The organism is Acidiphilium sp. AL (genome assembly GCF_025499445.1).
Taxonomy (GTDB): domain Bacteria; phylum Pseudomonadota; class Alphaproteobacteria; order Acetobacterales; family Acetobacteraceae; genus Acidiphilium; species Acidiphilium iwatense.
This window is the reverse complement of sequence record NZ_JAIMBZ010000028.1, coordinates 1-14,955: the sequence shown is the minus strand read 5'-3', so window position 1 is coordinate 14,955 and position 14,955 is coordinate 1. Positions and strand designations below refer to the sequence as shown.

Sequence of the window (14,955 nt, the reverse complement as noted above, 5' to 3'; positions counted from 1 at the left end):
TGCGCCGACCGCGGAGAGAAGCGAGTGACCTACGGGAATGGCTTGCGAAAAGAGGAACAGCTTGACACCAACAACCCCAATCAGAGAAGACTCTTATCAAAGAACATCCCCTTCCCGAAGGTTATCGACCCCGCGGATCCCCCGATCCGACCTGAGCGAAACGTGCCAAACTCAATCACATCCCTGCGTATCGCCATCGCCCGCGCGATCTCGCGCACACTGCCCCGTTGCCCACGCTGCCAACGAACTTTTGAGCACCAATATTTATGACACAGTAAGATTATACAACCCCCACCGTCACCGCCGTGACATTGTCGTTGACGTGACGGGCCAGGGCGGCGGCGATCAGCAGTTCGGTCGGCGGCACTCCGTCGGGCGAGCCGAGCAGTGCGGCGATTTCGGCATCCGGCAGGGTTTTGCTCAACCCGTCCGAACACAGCAAAAATCGATCCCCCGGCATGGTCTCGCCGATCGCCTTGTCGAGTTCGAGCACGGAATGATCCGCGCCCACCGCCCGCGTGATCACGTTCGCCTGCGGATGATGCTCGGCAGCCTCGGCGCTGAGCGCTCCGTCATCGACCAGCGCCTGCACCAGCGAATGATCGCGGCTGATCTGCGTCAATTCGCCGTCGCGCAGCAGATAGGCGCGCGAATCGCCGGCCCAGAGACAAGCGAAATGGGTGTCGCGCAGCACCAGAACCACCACGGTCGAGGCGATCATCGCGCCCGGCCCGCGCGTCGCCGCCTCCGCCTGCAGCACCGCATGCACCTCGGCGATCGCCATCCGCACGCGGGCCAGAAGTTCGGCGGCGGTGAGGCCCGGCTCCAGCCGGTCGAGTGCGGCGACGATCATGCCGGAGGCAAGATCGCCGGATTGATGCCCGCCCGCGCCATCGGCCACCGCCCAAAGGCCGAGATCGGGCCGGGCGAGATAGGCATCCTCGTTGTGCCGGCGCACCGTGCCCACATGGGTCTGCGCCCAGCTTTTCACCGTTGGAATCATGGCACGCGGATCGCCGCCGCATCTGCCAGAAGACCTAAGAAATCCGCGGGGTCGGGCAGCCCATCGGTCTCGATTCGTGCGGCGTCCTTGCGCGGTGCACCCTCGGTCCACCAAACCCCGCCCGCGCGCGGGATGTCGCCCGGCGCCGGCGGGACGGCGGCGAGCCGCGCGGCGAGGGCTTCCGGCGCGAGATCAGCGGTGACTGCTTCGAATCCCAAAGCCTCGGCCGCATCGAGCCACGCAGCGCCCGCGCCCGAGATTTCAGCCGCGATGATCAGCGGGAAACAACGGCCCACCTGATCCATGCTCGGCAACCACACACCGCCCAGCCCGGAGACGCCGGCAACGCCGGGTGCGAGCGCGAACCGCCAGACCGGCGCCTCCATCCAGCACGGCATCCAGTCCTCGCCGAGCGCCGCACGGCTCGCCGCCAGCGCCGCACGCGCCCATCCATCGAGCGCATCGACCGCATCGCCCGGCAGGCCGGACCGCACGAAATCGCCCCGCACCGGAAGCTTGCCATAAAACCCGGCGAAGCCCGGCGCTGCGCCCGTCATCCGCCCAGGCTCGGGCAGCGGAAACCGGTCAGGGCGCCCGGCGCGAACGGGTTGAAGATCGAGCCCGCTTCGATGGTGAACGCGGCACTCTGGCCGCCCTGGTCGAAGGTGAGCGTATAGCGCGCCGACGAGCCGCCTTCGGTCAGGCTGCCCTGGTTGAACAGGCGAAACACCGCCCATGGCCCGCTCGCCTGCAGCGTCACCGGGGTTCCGCCGGCGGCGGGGGTGATGATCAGCCGCGCCGTCTGCATCCCGTCCGCGCCCGGCCAGGTCACCGAGGTCGGCACCGTCGGGCCATGGGCGTAGGTGATGGTCACCCTGCCGAGCTGTAGCGTCACCTGCGCGGCACCAGACGACAGGGCAATCGGTGTGATGGTGAACTGGACGCTCGGCGTGGCACTGCCGACGAAGAACATCTGCTGGATTTCCTGCGCGCGCTGGAATTCCGCCACCGCACCCTGGCTGACCGGCGGTGCCACGCCGTTCACCGCCTGCACCCGCCAGACCCCGCCGGTCATGTTCACGAACGGTCGGACCTGGGTGTTGAAGAACGTGTCGAGCGCGCCGCCGGGTGCGAACAGATGCGCGAAATCGGCCAGCGGCGTGCCGGAACTTGATTGCGGATCGAAGGGGTAGTGCCCGGCCACCGCCTTTTCGCAAAGCTGCGCGGCGCCGCCCGGCGCCTTGAACGCGGCTGACGCCGAGGCCGCGGCGCTGCCGCCGCGCAGCGCGTTCGCCGTCGCGGTAATGCCGGAAAGCCAGCGACGCACCGGTTCGGGGTCGTGCTGCGCCTCACCCGCGAGCAAGGCCGCGGGGTCGCCACCGGCACCCGGTGCCGCCGGCCCGGCCGCACCCGGCGCGGTGGCCGCGAGGGTCGCCAGTTGCTGCTGCACCTGATCGATCAGATGCAAGGTCAGGCTGATCGGCGCGCCCGCCGCGCCATTGCCGACATAGATGCGCAGCGGCGCGAACCGTGCGTCGATCGCACTGCCCGGCGGCAGTGCGGCGGCGCTGGCGGGGGTTGGACCGAGCAAGCCCTTCAGCCGCTGCGCCGCGGCGCTCACCGCCGCCGCGTGGGGCGCCCGCGCCGCGAGCTTGGCCGCCCCTTTCGGCGGTTTCGGCGGCTTGGTGAGGGTGAGCTGCCGCGCCATCGAGGCAAGCAGCGTCTTCATCGGCGATTGCGGCGACCCCAGCACATAGAGCGCCTGCACCGACTGTCCCGCCCCGCCCAGCGGTGCCAAGTTGAGATCGTCGATCATCGCCTGCCAATGCGCCGCGTAATCGGTCTCATACAGGCTGATGACATCGTGTTCGAGCGACTGCATCTGCGGCGAATTCGGATCAATCTGGTTGCTCCGCCCGAGCACCCAGCTTTCCCGCGCCACATCCTGCGACGCGTGGGACAAAGCCGGCAGCAGCACCCCATAGAAGCCGCGCACCGTGTAAAAACCGGGAATTCCGCCGGTCAGCTTTTTGCCGGTGGCGTTGACGAACAGCGGCGTGCCGGCGGCACCCAGCGCCGCCGCCGGGGTCCACTCCGGCACGCGCGCCGCCGCCTGTGAATCGCGGATGCGCGAATAGACCCGCTCGGCGATCGGCACCCGCGAGAAAGTCGCCCGCGCGGTGGCGATCAGGCCGCCATCGAGCGGCACATTGGGGAGTGGGCGCGCGAGCAGCGTCCGCAGATTCGCCATCAACGCCGCGCGGGTATCGGCCTGGGCCAGACCCGGATAGAGCCGTTGCCAGTCGAGCTTCATCCACGCCTCGACCAGCGGCGCATCGAGCGGTCCCTGATTGCCGAGCATCAGATACACCCGCGTCGCCTGATACAGATAATCCGGACGGTCGAGCCCGCCGCGCATCTCGGCCTCGAGTTGCAGCACGAGACGTGGCAGCAGCGCGAAACCGAGCGTATGGCGATACACGGCGGATGTCGCCGCGCGGATGTCCGCTCCCTGATCCAGCCCGTAACCGACATAACCTTGCGTCGGTTTCGCCTCGGCAAGTTGCCTCGCCCGATCGAGCAGCGGCAGGATACTGGGCAGATCGGCGCTCAAAACCGGGTCGAGTTTCAGCGCCGCGGCGATTTTCTGCTCGGCCGCCAGTCCCTGCCTGGCCCGCGCGATCGCGGCCGCATTGTTGCCGTGGCTGACGAACAAGGCGATCAGCGCAAGCGCGAAAAGGAGTCCCACCACGCCGAAACCCGCGCCGCGCAGCAGCGCCCGGCGCCGCGCGAGGCTGCGATCGGCCGAACCGAGCATCGCCTCGCCGAAAATCACCCCGGAGAGCAGCCGGCCCAGGAAATAGGACCGGCCCGATTGCGGCCGCAGGCTGGGCGCGCGGCGCTGATCGATGCCGAAGGCGCGGGACAATGCGCCGGTCAGCCGGTCGATCGGCGTGCCCTCCTGGGTGCCCGATGCGAAATACACGCCGCGCAGCCACGGCGCGGGGTCGAGCGCCGAGCCGGCGAACGCCTCGGTCAGAAACTCGGCGAGCGGCGCTTCCAGGCTGGCCACCTGGATCGGAAACCCGGCGATCAGCGCGCGCCGGTCCGGGCTGCGCTCTGCGGCCAGCCGGTCGAGCAGCCGATCCTCCAGCCGGGCGAGCAGCGCCTTGAATTCGGCGCCGAACCCGCCCGCCGCGCCCTGCGCCGAGCGCGCCTGGTTCGGGAAGGTCGCGCCCCAGACCTGCGAGCGCCCCGCCGTGTCCAGATCGTCGAAAAATTCGGTGAACCCGGCGATCAGATCGGCCTTGGTAAAGATCGCATAGACCGGCACGGTCACGCCGAGCCGGGTGGTGATTTCCTTGATCCGCGCGCGGATCGCGCGGGCATGAGCCAGACGGGTCGGCGCGTCGGCCCCGGCGATATCGGCGAGCGCGATCGCCACGATCACCCCGTTCAGCGGCTGGTGTGGCCGGGTGCGCTTGAGCAGATCGAGAAAGTCGAGCCAGCCGGCCTGATCGACCGAAGCGGCCGAATCCTGGGTGGTATAACGCCCGGCGGTGTCGATCAGCACCGCTTCGTCGGTGAACCACCAGTCGCAATAGCGCGTGCCGCCGATCCCGGCGACCGCCCCTTGGCCAAGCTCGGCGGCGAGCGGGAATTTCAGCCCGGCATTCAGCAGAGCGGTGGTTTTGCCCGCGCCGGGCGGCCCGATGATCGCATACCACGGCTGTTCGTACAGGTAACCGCGTGTGCCGCGCGCGCGGGCCAGGAGGCCGAGCGCCTTTTTCAGCTTGGCGGAAATCGCCGCGAGTTCTTCCTGCTTGGCGCCCGCTTCGGGATCGGCCGGAGCGGCGGTGATCGCCTCCTCCACCGCCTTGGCCCGTTTGCGGCGCCGGCGATCGAGCCACAGATTGATGCCCAGCCACAGGACAATGAAGATCAGAACGATGATCGCGCGGGCCAGAATCCCGGCGAGCGGATGCCAGAACGGCGCGAAAAACCACACCAGTGCGGCGAGAATCGCGATGCCAATCCCGCTCAGCACCCAGCGGATCAGGCCTGGCTTCATCGCGCCACACCCCGGATCAGCACGATCTCGATGCGCCGGTTCAGCGCGCGCCCCTGCTTTGTCGCGTTGCTCGCGATCGGGTCCGCCGCGCCGCGTCCTTCGGCATTGATCCGGCTCTGATCGCCGATCGAGCGGTCGAGCACCGAAGCCGCCGCCTTCGCGCGATCCTGCGAGAGCACGAGATTGTTCGGAAATTGCAGCGTGTGGATCGGCTGGCTGTCGGTATAGCCGATCACCTGCACCTGGCCGCGCTCGCGCGCCAGCGCCGCGCCGATCTTGCCGAGCAGCTTCAGCGCGGTGGATTCCACCGTCGCACTGCCGGAGGCGAACAGGCCGGTGTTATTGATGCGCACGATCGGCGCGTTGACGGTGCCGAGCACGCTCACCTCGCCCTTGGCGATCTCGGGGGCAAGGAAGCCACGCAGCCGGTCGAGCACGGTGGGCTTGGGGGCGACCGGCGGCGGCGGCGGCGTGACCGGCCCGGCGCGCACCAAGGCGGGCATATGCGCGGGGTTCGCCGCGAGCGCGCTTGCGTAAAGCGCGTTGGCCCGGCTGCCCAGCGCATAATCGAATCCGGCATAGACCAATGCCAGCACGCCGAGCGCGGCCGCGGCGGCCACCCAGAGCGGCAGGCTGGCCCGGCGCGGCCGGTACGGTGCGCTGACGCCCTGCCAGTGGGGCGCGAGCGTGGCATCGCCCAGTGGACGGGCGCGGCGGATGGTCGAAAAAACCTCCTCGCGCAGCCGGTCGATTTCGGCGGGGCCGCGCGGGCTCAGCCGGTAGCGGCCCATATAGCCGAGCGAGAGACACACATACATCAGTTCCAGAACCTGCAGGAAATTTCCGGGATTCTGCCGAATCTGGCCCAATATGTCGAAGAACCGCTCGCCCGAACGCACCTCCTGGTGGAAGGTGGACACCAGCGAGCGCGCCGCCCAGCCACCCTGGCTGCCCCAGGGCGTTGCCAGAACCACATCGTCCAGGCTCGCGCAGAGCGCGTAATGGGACGGGCGCAATTGCTCCACCGGCATGCCGGTTTGCCGGCAGGTCGCCTCGAAGTCACGCAGCGCGCGCACCGCGCGTTCGCGCAGATCGCCGGAATCGGGCGGGTGCAGCGTGTTGCGCAGCCGGGCGAGCAATTGCAGCAGCGGCGCGGCGGCGGCGAGCAGCGGCGTCGAACCGATATTCAGCGTCTCCGCCCCGCCCGAGACCGGCTCGGCCGGCGGCATCGGCGGCTCATACCCTCCACCGGCCGGCGGCTGCGGTGACGGCGGTTGCGGCGGACGTTTCCCCCCCGGCGACGGACGGATCACCGTGCGATCGGAATCGTCCGGTTCGGAAAACGGGTTGTCGCTCATGCCCAGTCCTTCAGCCGCGGATCGCCCAGAGTTCGAGCTTCAGCCCCGGAAACTCGCCGGAGATATGGAGCGCGAAGGCACCGGAATTCTGCATCTGCTGCCAGTGCGGGCTGCCGCGATCCAGCTCGAAATAGCTTGCTCCAGCATAGAACGGAATCTGCCGTGGCGCCACCGGCAGCGGCCGCACCGCGATTCCCGGCAGCGCTACGTTCACCAGCTCGCGGATATGCTCGACCGCGCCGATCTTCACCTGCGCGGGGAACAGCCGGCGCAGCGTCTCGCCCGGCACATCCGCCTGCACGCTCAGCACGAAATTCGCCGCCCGCAGGATCGAACGGTCGTTGATCGGGCCGACATGCACGCCGTGCCGCCGTTCCTGCAACGGAATCGCGACCGCGTTCTGCTCGATCACCGCCGACAGCGCGCGGCGCAGATCGGCCACAACCGGCGCGAAACTGCGCTGCAAATCCTCGTGCCGATAGCCGGGATACGCATTGGGCCGGCGCGAACCCTCGATGAACGTGGCAAACTCGGCGGCCATTTCGACGAACGCCGAATAGAGCGTCTCGGGATGAATCACCGCCGCGTCGGCCCAGTGCTGCAGCAAAGCCTGCCAGCGATTGATCGCCTGGAGCAGCATGAAATCCGCGACCTCGGCCACGCCGCGCGAACCGGGCGCATTGAGCCGTGCCGCCAGCGCCTCGCCGCGCTGATGGATCATGCCGGAAAACTCGGCGATCAGTCCGGCGAGCGCCGCCGCCGCGTGGCACACCAGGGTGGGTGGAATCCAGCGATCGTCCAGCGTCACCCGCTTATCCGCCGACACCTCGACGATGCGCGCCACTGGCAGGCAGAGAAACCCCGCACGATCCTCGGTATCGAGCAGATAGCGCAGCCGCAGCCGGCCGATCAGTACCTCGGCCGGTTCGGGCGCGGCGGAATGCGTGTCGTAGGCCTCGAATCGCGCGGCGTTGTAGCGTCCTTCGGTGCTGCCGTCGGCCGCGGCGATCTCCGGCGCTCCTGGCTGGCGGACCGGCAACGCCAGATGGACCAGCACATTGCGCACGCCATCCGCCACGTCGAGCGGCGCCGGATGATCGGCCTCGCTCGGCAGGGCGAAGGGCGTGCCATCCTCGAACACGCCGGCCGCCTCGGCCAGCGCGAACCGGCCGGTGCCCAGCAGGTCGCGGTTGATCACCGCATGGGTCACGCCCCAGGGATGCGGACGCAGTGCTGCGACCCGCCCGCGCAACAGCGCCTCCAGCCAGCGATCCTGCTGCTGGAAATGCTGCGAGCGGAGAAACATGCCCTCCTGCCAGACGACCTTGTTGGTCCAACTCATCGACGCTCAGCCCTTCTTGACGGAGGGCGTTAGCTTGGCCGCGATGCCGTCGATACGCAAGATCAACGGGTTGGGTCCGTGCGGCGCGAGCTTGGCGACCAGGCGCCATTGCGCCCGGTCGATCGCGCGGAACAGCACGACGATGCCGAGCGATTGCGCCCCCGGCGGCAGACGCCGCTTGACGCCGACCGTGGCGCCGGGTGCCACGATCACCTGATCGGATGGTCCGGCGAGGTCGGCGCCGAGCAGCGATGCCGCATTGTCCATCAGCGAGTACGGGTCGGCGGTCATGAACTTGCCCGTCGCGGTGAGGGGATAGATCCGCACGGCGACCGGCTCGGCGGTTCCCGAAGCGTCCGGGTTCTGCGTGGCACTGCCGATCACGGTCAGATCGAGCGTGGCTGCCGGCTTGGGCGGTGGCGCTCCGCCGCAGCCGGCGAGCAGGAGCGGTGCGGCGAGAATGATCCACCGGCGTTTCATGGCTCGCGCGCCTCTGCTTCGGCAAGCGCGCGTTCATAGGCGCGAGCGAAAGCCTTGCCGAACACGCTGTCGAAATCGTCGGCCAGCGCGCGGCTGATCTCGCCGTGTAGCGCTTCGAACGCGTCGAAGGCACGCGCCCGGCGCTGCGCCGGCAGCATGGCGCGCCCCTGTTCGGCCTCGGCGCGCAGCGACGCCGGATCGAGCCGGTCGAGCAAGGCGCGCACCGCCGCCTGCATCGCCCCCATGGTGGCGATTTCGTGCAAGCGGATATCGCGCAGCGCATCGGCGATCGCCGCATCGGCGGCGATGTCGGTGCGCCGGCCAAGACCGAGCAAGGCTGCCATCGCATCGTCATCATCCGCCGAAAATTTCAACGGATTGTTACCGCGCGCGCGGATCATGGTCTGCTCGATGCGGAATTCGCCCTTCACCGCCGCCCGCGCGATCATCGCCTGGCGCAGCCCGGCGACGGTAGCGCGGAACGCCGCGCCGAGGCGGCGCATCACCTCGGCGGAATCGCCGGTCCGCGCATTGCCCATGCCGGCGGCATCGAGAAACACCGCGAGCAGATCGGCATCCCGGCTGACGGAAGGAGTCGGCGGTGCTTCCGGGACGGGCCGCACCGGCGGTGGAATCGGCTGTGCCGGCGGCACGGGCAAAGGCTCCGCCGACCTGACGTTTTGCGGCTCCGCCGGTCTAACGCCTTGCGGCTCCGCCGGTCTAACGCCTTGCGGCTCCGCCGCGGGCCTCACGTCGAGATCCCAGTCATCGGGCAGGAGCTTCGGCGCCATCGGCGGCGGCCGGAACGCGTCGGAATGGGCGGGCGAATGATCGGCGACCGGCTTGGCACCGAACAGCGAATCACCCGGTGCCAGGGGATCGAAATCATGGGGCAACGCGACGCTGCCGGCGCCGCCGAACCAGGAGTCCGGCTGCGTCGGTGCGGCCGGTGCCTCCGGCGCGGCGAAAGGATCGTCGCCGAACGGATCGTCGAACACGCTGCGCTGCGGCCCCAACCCCGGCGACGGCGCGGCATGGCTTTGCCGCACGTCCAGTCGCACCTCGATCTCATAGGTGCCGAGGCGGATGCGGTCGCCATCGGCGAGCGTATGCACGGCACCGGCGCCGAGCGGCGCGGCGTCGCGATTGACAAAGGTGCCGTTCGTGCTGGTATCGGCGAGTTGCCAGGCGCCGCCGCGCCAAGCGATCACGCAATGGCGCTTGGACAGCACGCGTTCGGGGTCGGTCAGCACCCAGTCATTGTCCGGCCCGCGCCCGATGCGAAATTCGCCGCCCTCCAGCCGGCGCGTCTCCGGCGGCGCGGCATCCGGGCAGCGCAGCACGCTCAGCACCAGCGTCATGAGGCCGCCTCTTGCGCCAGCCTGCCGCCGCCGCCCTGGGCGATCTCGCGCGCCGAGTTGAGGAAGCGTTCCAGCCGAACCAGCCGGCGCGACGGATCGCCGCGCACCGAGGCGAGAATGACCGCGCCCGCCACCGCGACCCCGGTGAGATGCGGCGCCGGTGGGTTGGCCGGCATGCTCTCAGGGGCGATGCTCGGGCCGGACCAGAACGCACCCACCGCCGTCCAGGCTTCCGGGCTCTGGAACCCCACCTGCTCGGCGAGTGCCATGGCCTGGCGCCGCGCCTCCTCGGTCTGCGTGCGCACCCAGGTCTCCGCCGCCTCGCGCGCGGCCCGGTCCAGTTCGGGCAGATTGGCGGGCGCGGTGTTCAGCGCGCACATCGCAGCCCACCACACCGCCTCGCGCTTCGGCAGCGCATGGGCGAAGCAGCGCGCCGCTTCGACCAGGAATCCGCCGCCCGCCAGAGCGGCGATCAAGCCCGGCACGGTGGCGGCATCCGCGCCCGCCGCGCGGGCCTCGGGCCCCAGTGTCGCGCGGGCGACGACCTCGTCGCGATCGGCGCCGCCCAGTTTGTCCATCGCCGCAGCGTCCATGGCTCAGTTCACCTTCACCAGGCCACCCTGGATCGTCATGATGCCAGCGGCATTGAGCTTGGTCATCGGCGCGCTGGACTCCAGCATCGTCTGGCCGTCGAATTTGATCTTCAGGGCGGTGAGGGTGATGCCGGACTGGTCGATCTTGATCGTATTCTCGCCCACTTTCAAGGTGATCGACTGGTCGGACTGATACAGCACGCTCTGCGTCACCTTCACCGTCTGGGTGCCCTGGATGGTGATCGCTTCGTTCTTCTTCACCGTCACGGTGCGGCAATCGCCGATCGTCATGGTCTGGTCGTGTTCGACCTCGATCACGTGGTCCTTTTGCGCATGCAGCAGAACCACCTCCGATCCCTTGGTATCGTCGAACGAGAATTCGTTATAGTCCGCCACCCCGCCGCATTTGGTCGAGCGCGATCGGAAACCGCTCTTGTTCTTCTGCGACGCCGGAAAGATCGGCGTGTTGGTGGAATTGTACAGTGCGCCGACCGCGACTGGCCGGTCGATATCGCCTTCAAGAAACGTCACCGCCACCTCCTGGCCGACGCGCGGAATGAACTGCGCCCCCCACCCCGGCCCTGACCAGGGCTGCACCACCCTGAGCCAGAAACTGCCCGAGGGCGTGGTCTCGTTGCGGTGGTCCCACGGAAATTGAACTTTGATCCGGCCGAGATCGTCGGTGTAGATTTCTTCGCCTTCGGCGCCGATCACCGTGGCGGAATAGAAGCCGGTCATCGCCGGCTTGGGCAACGGCACCGGCTGCCACGGCGTCGCGGCGGGGAAGGCCGAGAATGATGCGAATATCGTTGACTGGCCCGCCTCACTGGCACTAGTTCCGGCGTCCGTCACCATGATTGCTACCGCTTGGAGCACATAGTCCGCGGTTCCGCCATCATTGGTAGGGTCGCCAATAAGAGTGAATTTACCCCCAGGATAAAGGCTCGGAATCGTCGCTTTGCCGTCATATTCCCGCGAACGCACTTCTCTTGCCTGCATATGCCGCTTGGCGATGCTCTGCGCCGTGCCGGGGTCTGGTGCAAAACTCGGCCAGCGGTAATGCGAGCGGTCTGATGCCCCCGACGTCTTCAGGATAGTCGGCTCCTCGCCCTTGATCCGGGTCGCGGCGGCGGTAGGGTTGTAATCGCCGGTATCGGATTTGCCCGTCGTCGTGGCATCGCTTTGATGCCATTCGTAAACATCGGCATCGATTGTGGTTTTCGAGGCAAAAACCAAAGGTGAAGCCGGCAATGTCTTGAAAGCGGCGTTCGAGTTGCCCACCACCAGCGTGTGCTTGCCGTCGCTATGCTCGAAGAAATAGAACAGCCCGTCAGCGGCAAGGATCCGATTGAAAAACCCCAAATAGGTCTCGTTGAACAACACCGTATAGGGCCGCGTCGGAGGCGCGCCACTGATCCTGAAATCGCTGTCAATCACGCCGAACTCGCTCAGGATCAGTTTGGCGATATCGACCGAGCTCTTGTTCTCGAAAAATCGGCAATCGCTGGTCTGCGCCAGGAATTGCAGTTTAGGAACAATGGCGATCTCGTAGTCCCAGTAACCGCCAAGTCCAGACAGGTCAGACTCGGCCCCTCTTGCCGGAAATTGCACGACACTGAGGACCAATCCGTTAATATAACATTTGTTTGCGCTTTCGTCGGCAATAGTGAGTGTAACCGGATGATACAGCAACTTATCTTGATCGATGATCGAGGCTCCGGAGCGTAGACGGACGAAATACCGGAAACAGGCGCTGATCTCGCCGTTTCCCTGCACGAGAACCGGTTTGAAGACATTTGGCCCCAGCGGCGTCACGATATCAAGCGTATCAACCAGAACAGTCATCACGATTCTTGACCTTATACAGCATCAGTTGCAGCCAGAATATATGCAGAAATCTTGCATTATGGCGTAAATGGTTTTTTGTGATGCAAACACCAGAATAAATATAAACAAAAAATTACAAAACTTATGCAAACAAATATATTTATGACATCAAATAAAATTCTATTGACAGTATTTCTGTTTTCACCAAAATTCACAAAATATTTTTCTGAAAAAACATTAACGAAAACGACAAAAATTTGAAGTGTAAAGAAATGTAAATTTCCATATTTTAGCGGAACCAAAAAAACTACCGTGGCAACAGGAAACAAAATTACCAGAAAAGCAAATTCCAAAGAAACTCGAAATCCAGCCGGCCTGTGAAACGTCAATCCAAAATTAAACAAAAGCAACCAGAACCCAAGCAGCAAAAAAACAAATGAAAATGCCAGAAACAATCCGCTGGAGTATGTGCGTTTAACCCCAAATTTTTCATTTGATTTTATTTTTTTTTCTTTATCGTTGTCGATATTTTTCATGGCTTTATCTCTGTCAACCGGAAGAATTAAACGAATTATTTAGAACAGATTTGAGCGCTGGAATTTTATCATACGCGCGCTCGTCGCCAATCCGGCACTCGCCGACATCGTTTGGAAACATCAGGGAGAATTGAAACGCGGGAACATCTGTATACAAGCCATTTAATGGTCCATTGTAGGACGACAAGCCGAGTGAAAGCGCACTCGCTCCGAAATCATTGGCGATTTTTAGTGCAAGTGCGGCTCGGATGGCGCTGATTTTTGCCTTGCGACCGCCAACGTCTAGCAATTTGCCTAGCTTGACTCGTTGACCTGGTCCAATTTTACCACTCAGAGAATCCATTATGCTAATATTTGCTTCAGAAAGTGTCCCTGATGTTTCGTTAAAATCCCTCCACGGAGCAATAATTTTAAATATTTCCGGTATATTTAATGACAATTTTCCTGTTTCCTTAAGCGATTTGATGCTCATCTTCATTAAATTAGCTGCCCACTTCCCGTCGACAAATTGCACCGCAAATGCTCCAGCTGCAACATCTTTGTAAAGCGAACTATATTTAGCCTTTGGATTATCTTCCTGATAATCCAGCAAACCGTGATCATTTATATCACTGTTCACCCGCAGCGCATCGTTCGTCACCACAGCGGCACCGGTCGCAAGCTGGACAAGCCCCCATGCGCCAAGCGCGCCAACGCCACCGGTCGCGATAACCAAGGCAACTCCGATCCCAAGAACCACCACATCCAGCCCAAAGGAGATAAGATCATCCCGGGTTTCGGGACTTAAAGATGTGCCTGTTTTCTTCCAGTTCATAGTCGTTGCCAGATCGGGCGCAGGCCTGCTCGTGGCTTGCCATTGCATCGTTTTTGCCAGATCGCCGCTCCCCGACCCGGAGGGCGGCACACGCCAGTGGATCAATCCCGGATTGCCCGGAGCAGCCGTGTGGATATCCGGTCCTGCGCTGCAAATCAGATAGGGTTCATCTGGCGTCATCGGTTTGCGAATGACCTCTCCGACGCCATGGCTCGTCATGATTACGCCTAGGTTACGCATTGCTCGGTCGCGATCGATTACGCTGCAAAGAGTCAGCCCCACCACAACCCGCTCGTGCATCTGGGCCATCAGCAATTCCTCCTAGCGAGCGTCATGGTCCCATCAACCCAAATGGTACATTAGCAGCCCCGATCCAACCGTATCGACCTGCGTTTGGGTGATGCCGATGACGAGTCCGTTCAGATAGCACTGATGCGGCCCGCCTTGCGCGATCGTCATCGTCACCGGCTGATGCAGCAGCTTGTCGACGTCGAGCGTGGAGAGGCCGGAGCGTAGGGTAGCGACGTAGGTAAACGGCACACTGATCGTCGCCGTGCCGCCAATCCCCACAATCTTAAACGCTGTTGGTGGCAACGGCGTCGAGATGTCCAAAAGATCGACGATTACGTCCATTAGCTCCCTGGCTCCCAGGATAGGGGATCGTCTAATATCGCAACAAGCCGTAACCGCCTAGGTTTCGTATCCGAGAAGAGTTGGCGCAGGAGTTGGCATGAACATTAATTTAGCCAGCCGTTTCCCTGGTACGCCGATGACCGGTTCCGATCGGCGTTTAGCGTCTCGCCCTCGGAAATCGGCCGAGCGCTCCCGGAGGCGCGGCGGCGCAATGATGCTGATCGGCATATTCCTTGCGGGCGGATTGGGTTCCGGCATCGGATATGCCGCGGCGCAGAAAACCGCGCCGGTCAAATATCACTACAAGCTGATCATGGATAACGCCCCCCGGCTCTGCCCGAAAGTCGCCGCGGTTTATGATCGCCTTTTGGTCAAGGTCCAGGAGGGTAGGCTGCCAGTCAACCGGTTCGCCGATTGGAGCCGGCTGACGACCTTCGAGGTTACCCATCCAGACGCGTTCAAGGTCGCTGGCCTCACGCAACCACCCTTCATCGGCACCTCCAATCTAGGCGATCTCTATCGGGTGACGCTGTATAGGAACCACGAGAGCCGGATCGTCGCGGTTCAAGCCAGGAACGCGGGGCGTGCGGAGACTACGTCTACGGTCGATTACACTCTTCACCGCCATGCCGCGATGCGCATGGTCCCCGGCAAGCGGGTCGGCGGTCCGTTCTGGCGCGTCTTTCAGGGGCGCAACTATAATCCGAAAACCGGACCAACCTATCCCGTCTATACCTACGGTGCCCATAGATTCAGACATCCCGCCGTTTCGCAAGATAAAAATCACGACTGTAATGCTTCTGTAATGGGCCTTTTGGTGTCAAGTCCACCGAGTGATCATCTCGTCGCCGGGATCATGCTTCTTCTGTAATGGGCCTTTTGGTGTCAAGTCCACCGAGTGATCATCTCGTCGCCGGGATCATGCTTCTGTCCGTG

Annotated in this window: 13 protein-coding genes; 1 reads left to right on the top strand and 12 read right to left on the bottom strand. The window is 64.3% G+C overall.

Going from position 1 to position 14,955, the window contains the following annotated elements:
* Nucleotides 1-280: 280 nt before the first annotated feature.
* From AiwAL_RS14240 to AiwAL_RS14185, 12 genes are read right to left on the bottom strand one after another with little or no spacing between them, the layout of a single operon-like run.
* The gene (locus AiwAL_RS14240) at nt 281-1,003 is read right to left on the bottom strand and encodes a PP2C family serine/threonine-protein phosphatase (RefSeq protein WP_235705774.1); all 723 of its coding nucleotides are present in this window, start codon (nt 1,001-1,003) and stop codon (nt 281-283) included.
* Complete coding sequence (gene tagF / locus AiwAL_RS14235; RefSeq protein WP_235705775.1) at nt 1,000-1,560, bottom strand: type VI secretion system-associated protein TagF; 561 nt, start codon at nt 1,558-1,560, stop codon at nt 1,000-1,002. Before tagF ends, AiwAL_RS14240 begins: the two co-directional genes overlap by 4 nt.
* Nucleotides 1,557-5,075, bottom strand: coding sequence for a type VI secretion system membrane subunit TssM (gene tssM / locus AiwAL_RS14230; protein ID WP_235705776.1), 3,519 nt, complete (start codon nt 5,073-5,075; stop codon nt 1,557-1,559). The genes tagF and tssM overlap by 4 nt, the downstream gene beginning before the upstream one ends.
* On the bottom strand, nt 5,072-6,433 hold the full coding sequence (gene icmH, locus AiwAL_RS14225) for a type IVB secretion system protein IcmH/DotU (RefSeq protein WP_235705777.1): 1,362 nt from the start codon (nt 6,431-6,433) through the stop codon (nt 5,072-5,074). The genes tssM and icmH overlap by 4 nt, the downstream gene beginning before the upstream one ends.
* A gap of 10 nt (nt 6,434-6,443) precedes the next feature.
* Nucleotides 6,444-7,775: a type VI secretion system baseplate subunit TssK gene (tssK, locus tag AiwAL_RS14220; protein WP_235705778.1), complete on the bottom strand. Its 1,332-nt coding sequence runs from the start codon at nt 7,773-7,775 to the stop codon at nt 6,444-6,446.
* 6 nt (nt 7,776-7,781) lie between these two features.
* Nucleotides 7,782-8,255, bottom strand: coding sequence for a type VI secretion system lipoprotein TssJ (gene tssJ, locus AiwAL_RS14215; RefSeq protein WP_235705779.1), 474 nt, complete (start codon nt 8,253-8,255; stop codon nt 7,782-7,784).
* Nucleotides 8,252-9,616, bottom strand: coding sequence for a type VI secretion system-associated FHA domain protein TagH (gene tagH / locus AiwAL_RS14210; RefSeq protein WP_235705780.1), 1,365 nt, complete (start codon nt 9,614-9,616; stop codon nt 8,252-8,254). The genes tssJ and tagH overlap by 4 nt, the downstream gene beginning before the upstream one ends.
* Nucleotides 9,613-10,209 (bottom strand): DUF6931 family protein, encoded by a 597-nt coding sequence (locus AiwAL_RS14205; protein WP_235705781.1) that lies wholly within the window; start codon nt 10,207-10,209, stop codon nt 9,613-9,615. The genes tagH and AiwAL_RS14205 overlap by 4 nt, the downstream gene beginning before the upstream one ends.
* Before the next feature lie 3 nt (nt 10,210-10,212).
* Nucleotides 10,213-12,054 (bottom strand): type VI secretion system Vgr family protein, encoded by a 1,842-nt coding sequence (locus tag AiwAL_RS14200; RefSeq protein WP_235705782.1) that lies wholly within the window; start codon nt 12,052-12,054, stop codon nt 10,213-10,215.
* 59 nt (nt 12,055-12,113) lie between these two features.
* Nucleotides 12,114-12,572, bottom strand: a complete 459-nt coding sequence (locus AiwAL_RS14195) for a hypothetical protein (RefSeq protein ID WP_235705783.1) — start codon at nt 12,570-12,572, stop codon at nt 12,114-12,116.
* A 13-nt stretch (nt 12,573-12,585) separates the two neighbouring features.
* Complete coding sequence (locus AiwAL_RS14190; protein ID WP_235705784.1) at nt 12,586-13,695, bottom strand: hypothetical protein; 1,110 nt, start codon at nt 13,693-13,695, stop codon at nt 12,586-12,588.
* A gap of 33 nt (nt 13,696-13,728) precedes the next feature.
* Nucleotides 13,729-14,019 carry a phage late control D family protein gene (locus AiwAL_RS14185; protein ID WP_235705785.1) on the bottom strand — a complete coding sequence of 97 codons (291 nt, stop codon included), beginning with the start codon at nt 14,017-14,019 and terminating at the stop codon, nt 13,729-13,731.
* Nucleotides 14,020-14,230: 211 nt separating this feature from the next.
* On the opposite strand from AiwAL_RS14185, the gene AiwAL_RS14180 reads away from it, so the two are divergent.
* A complete protein-coding gene (locus AiwAL_RS14180; RefSeq protein ID WP_262312896.1) occupies nt 14,231-14,890 on the top strand; it encodes a hypothetical protein in 660 nt (219 codons plus the stop codon).
* Nucleotides 14,891-14,955: the final 65 nt, after the last annotated feature.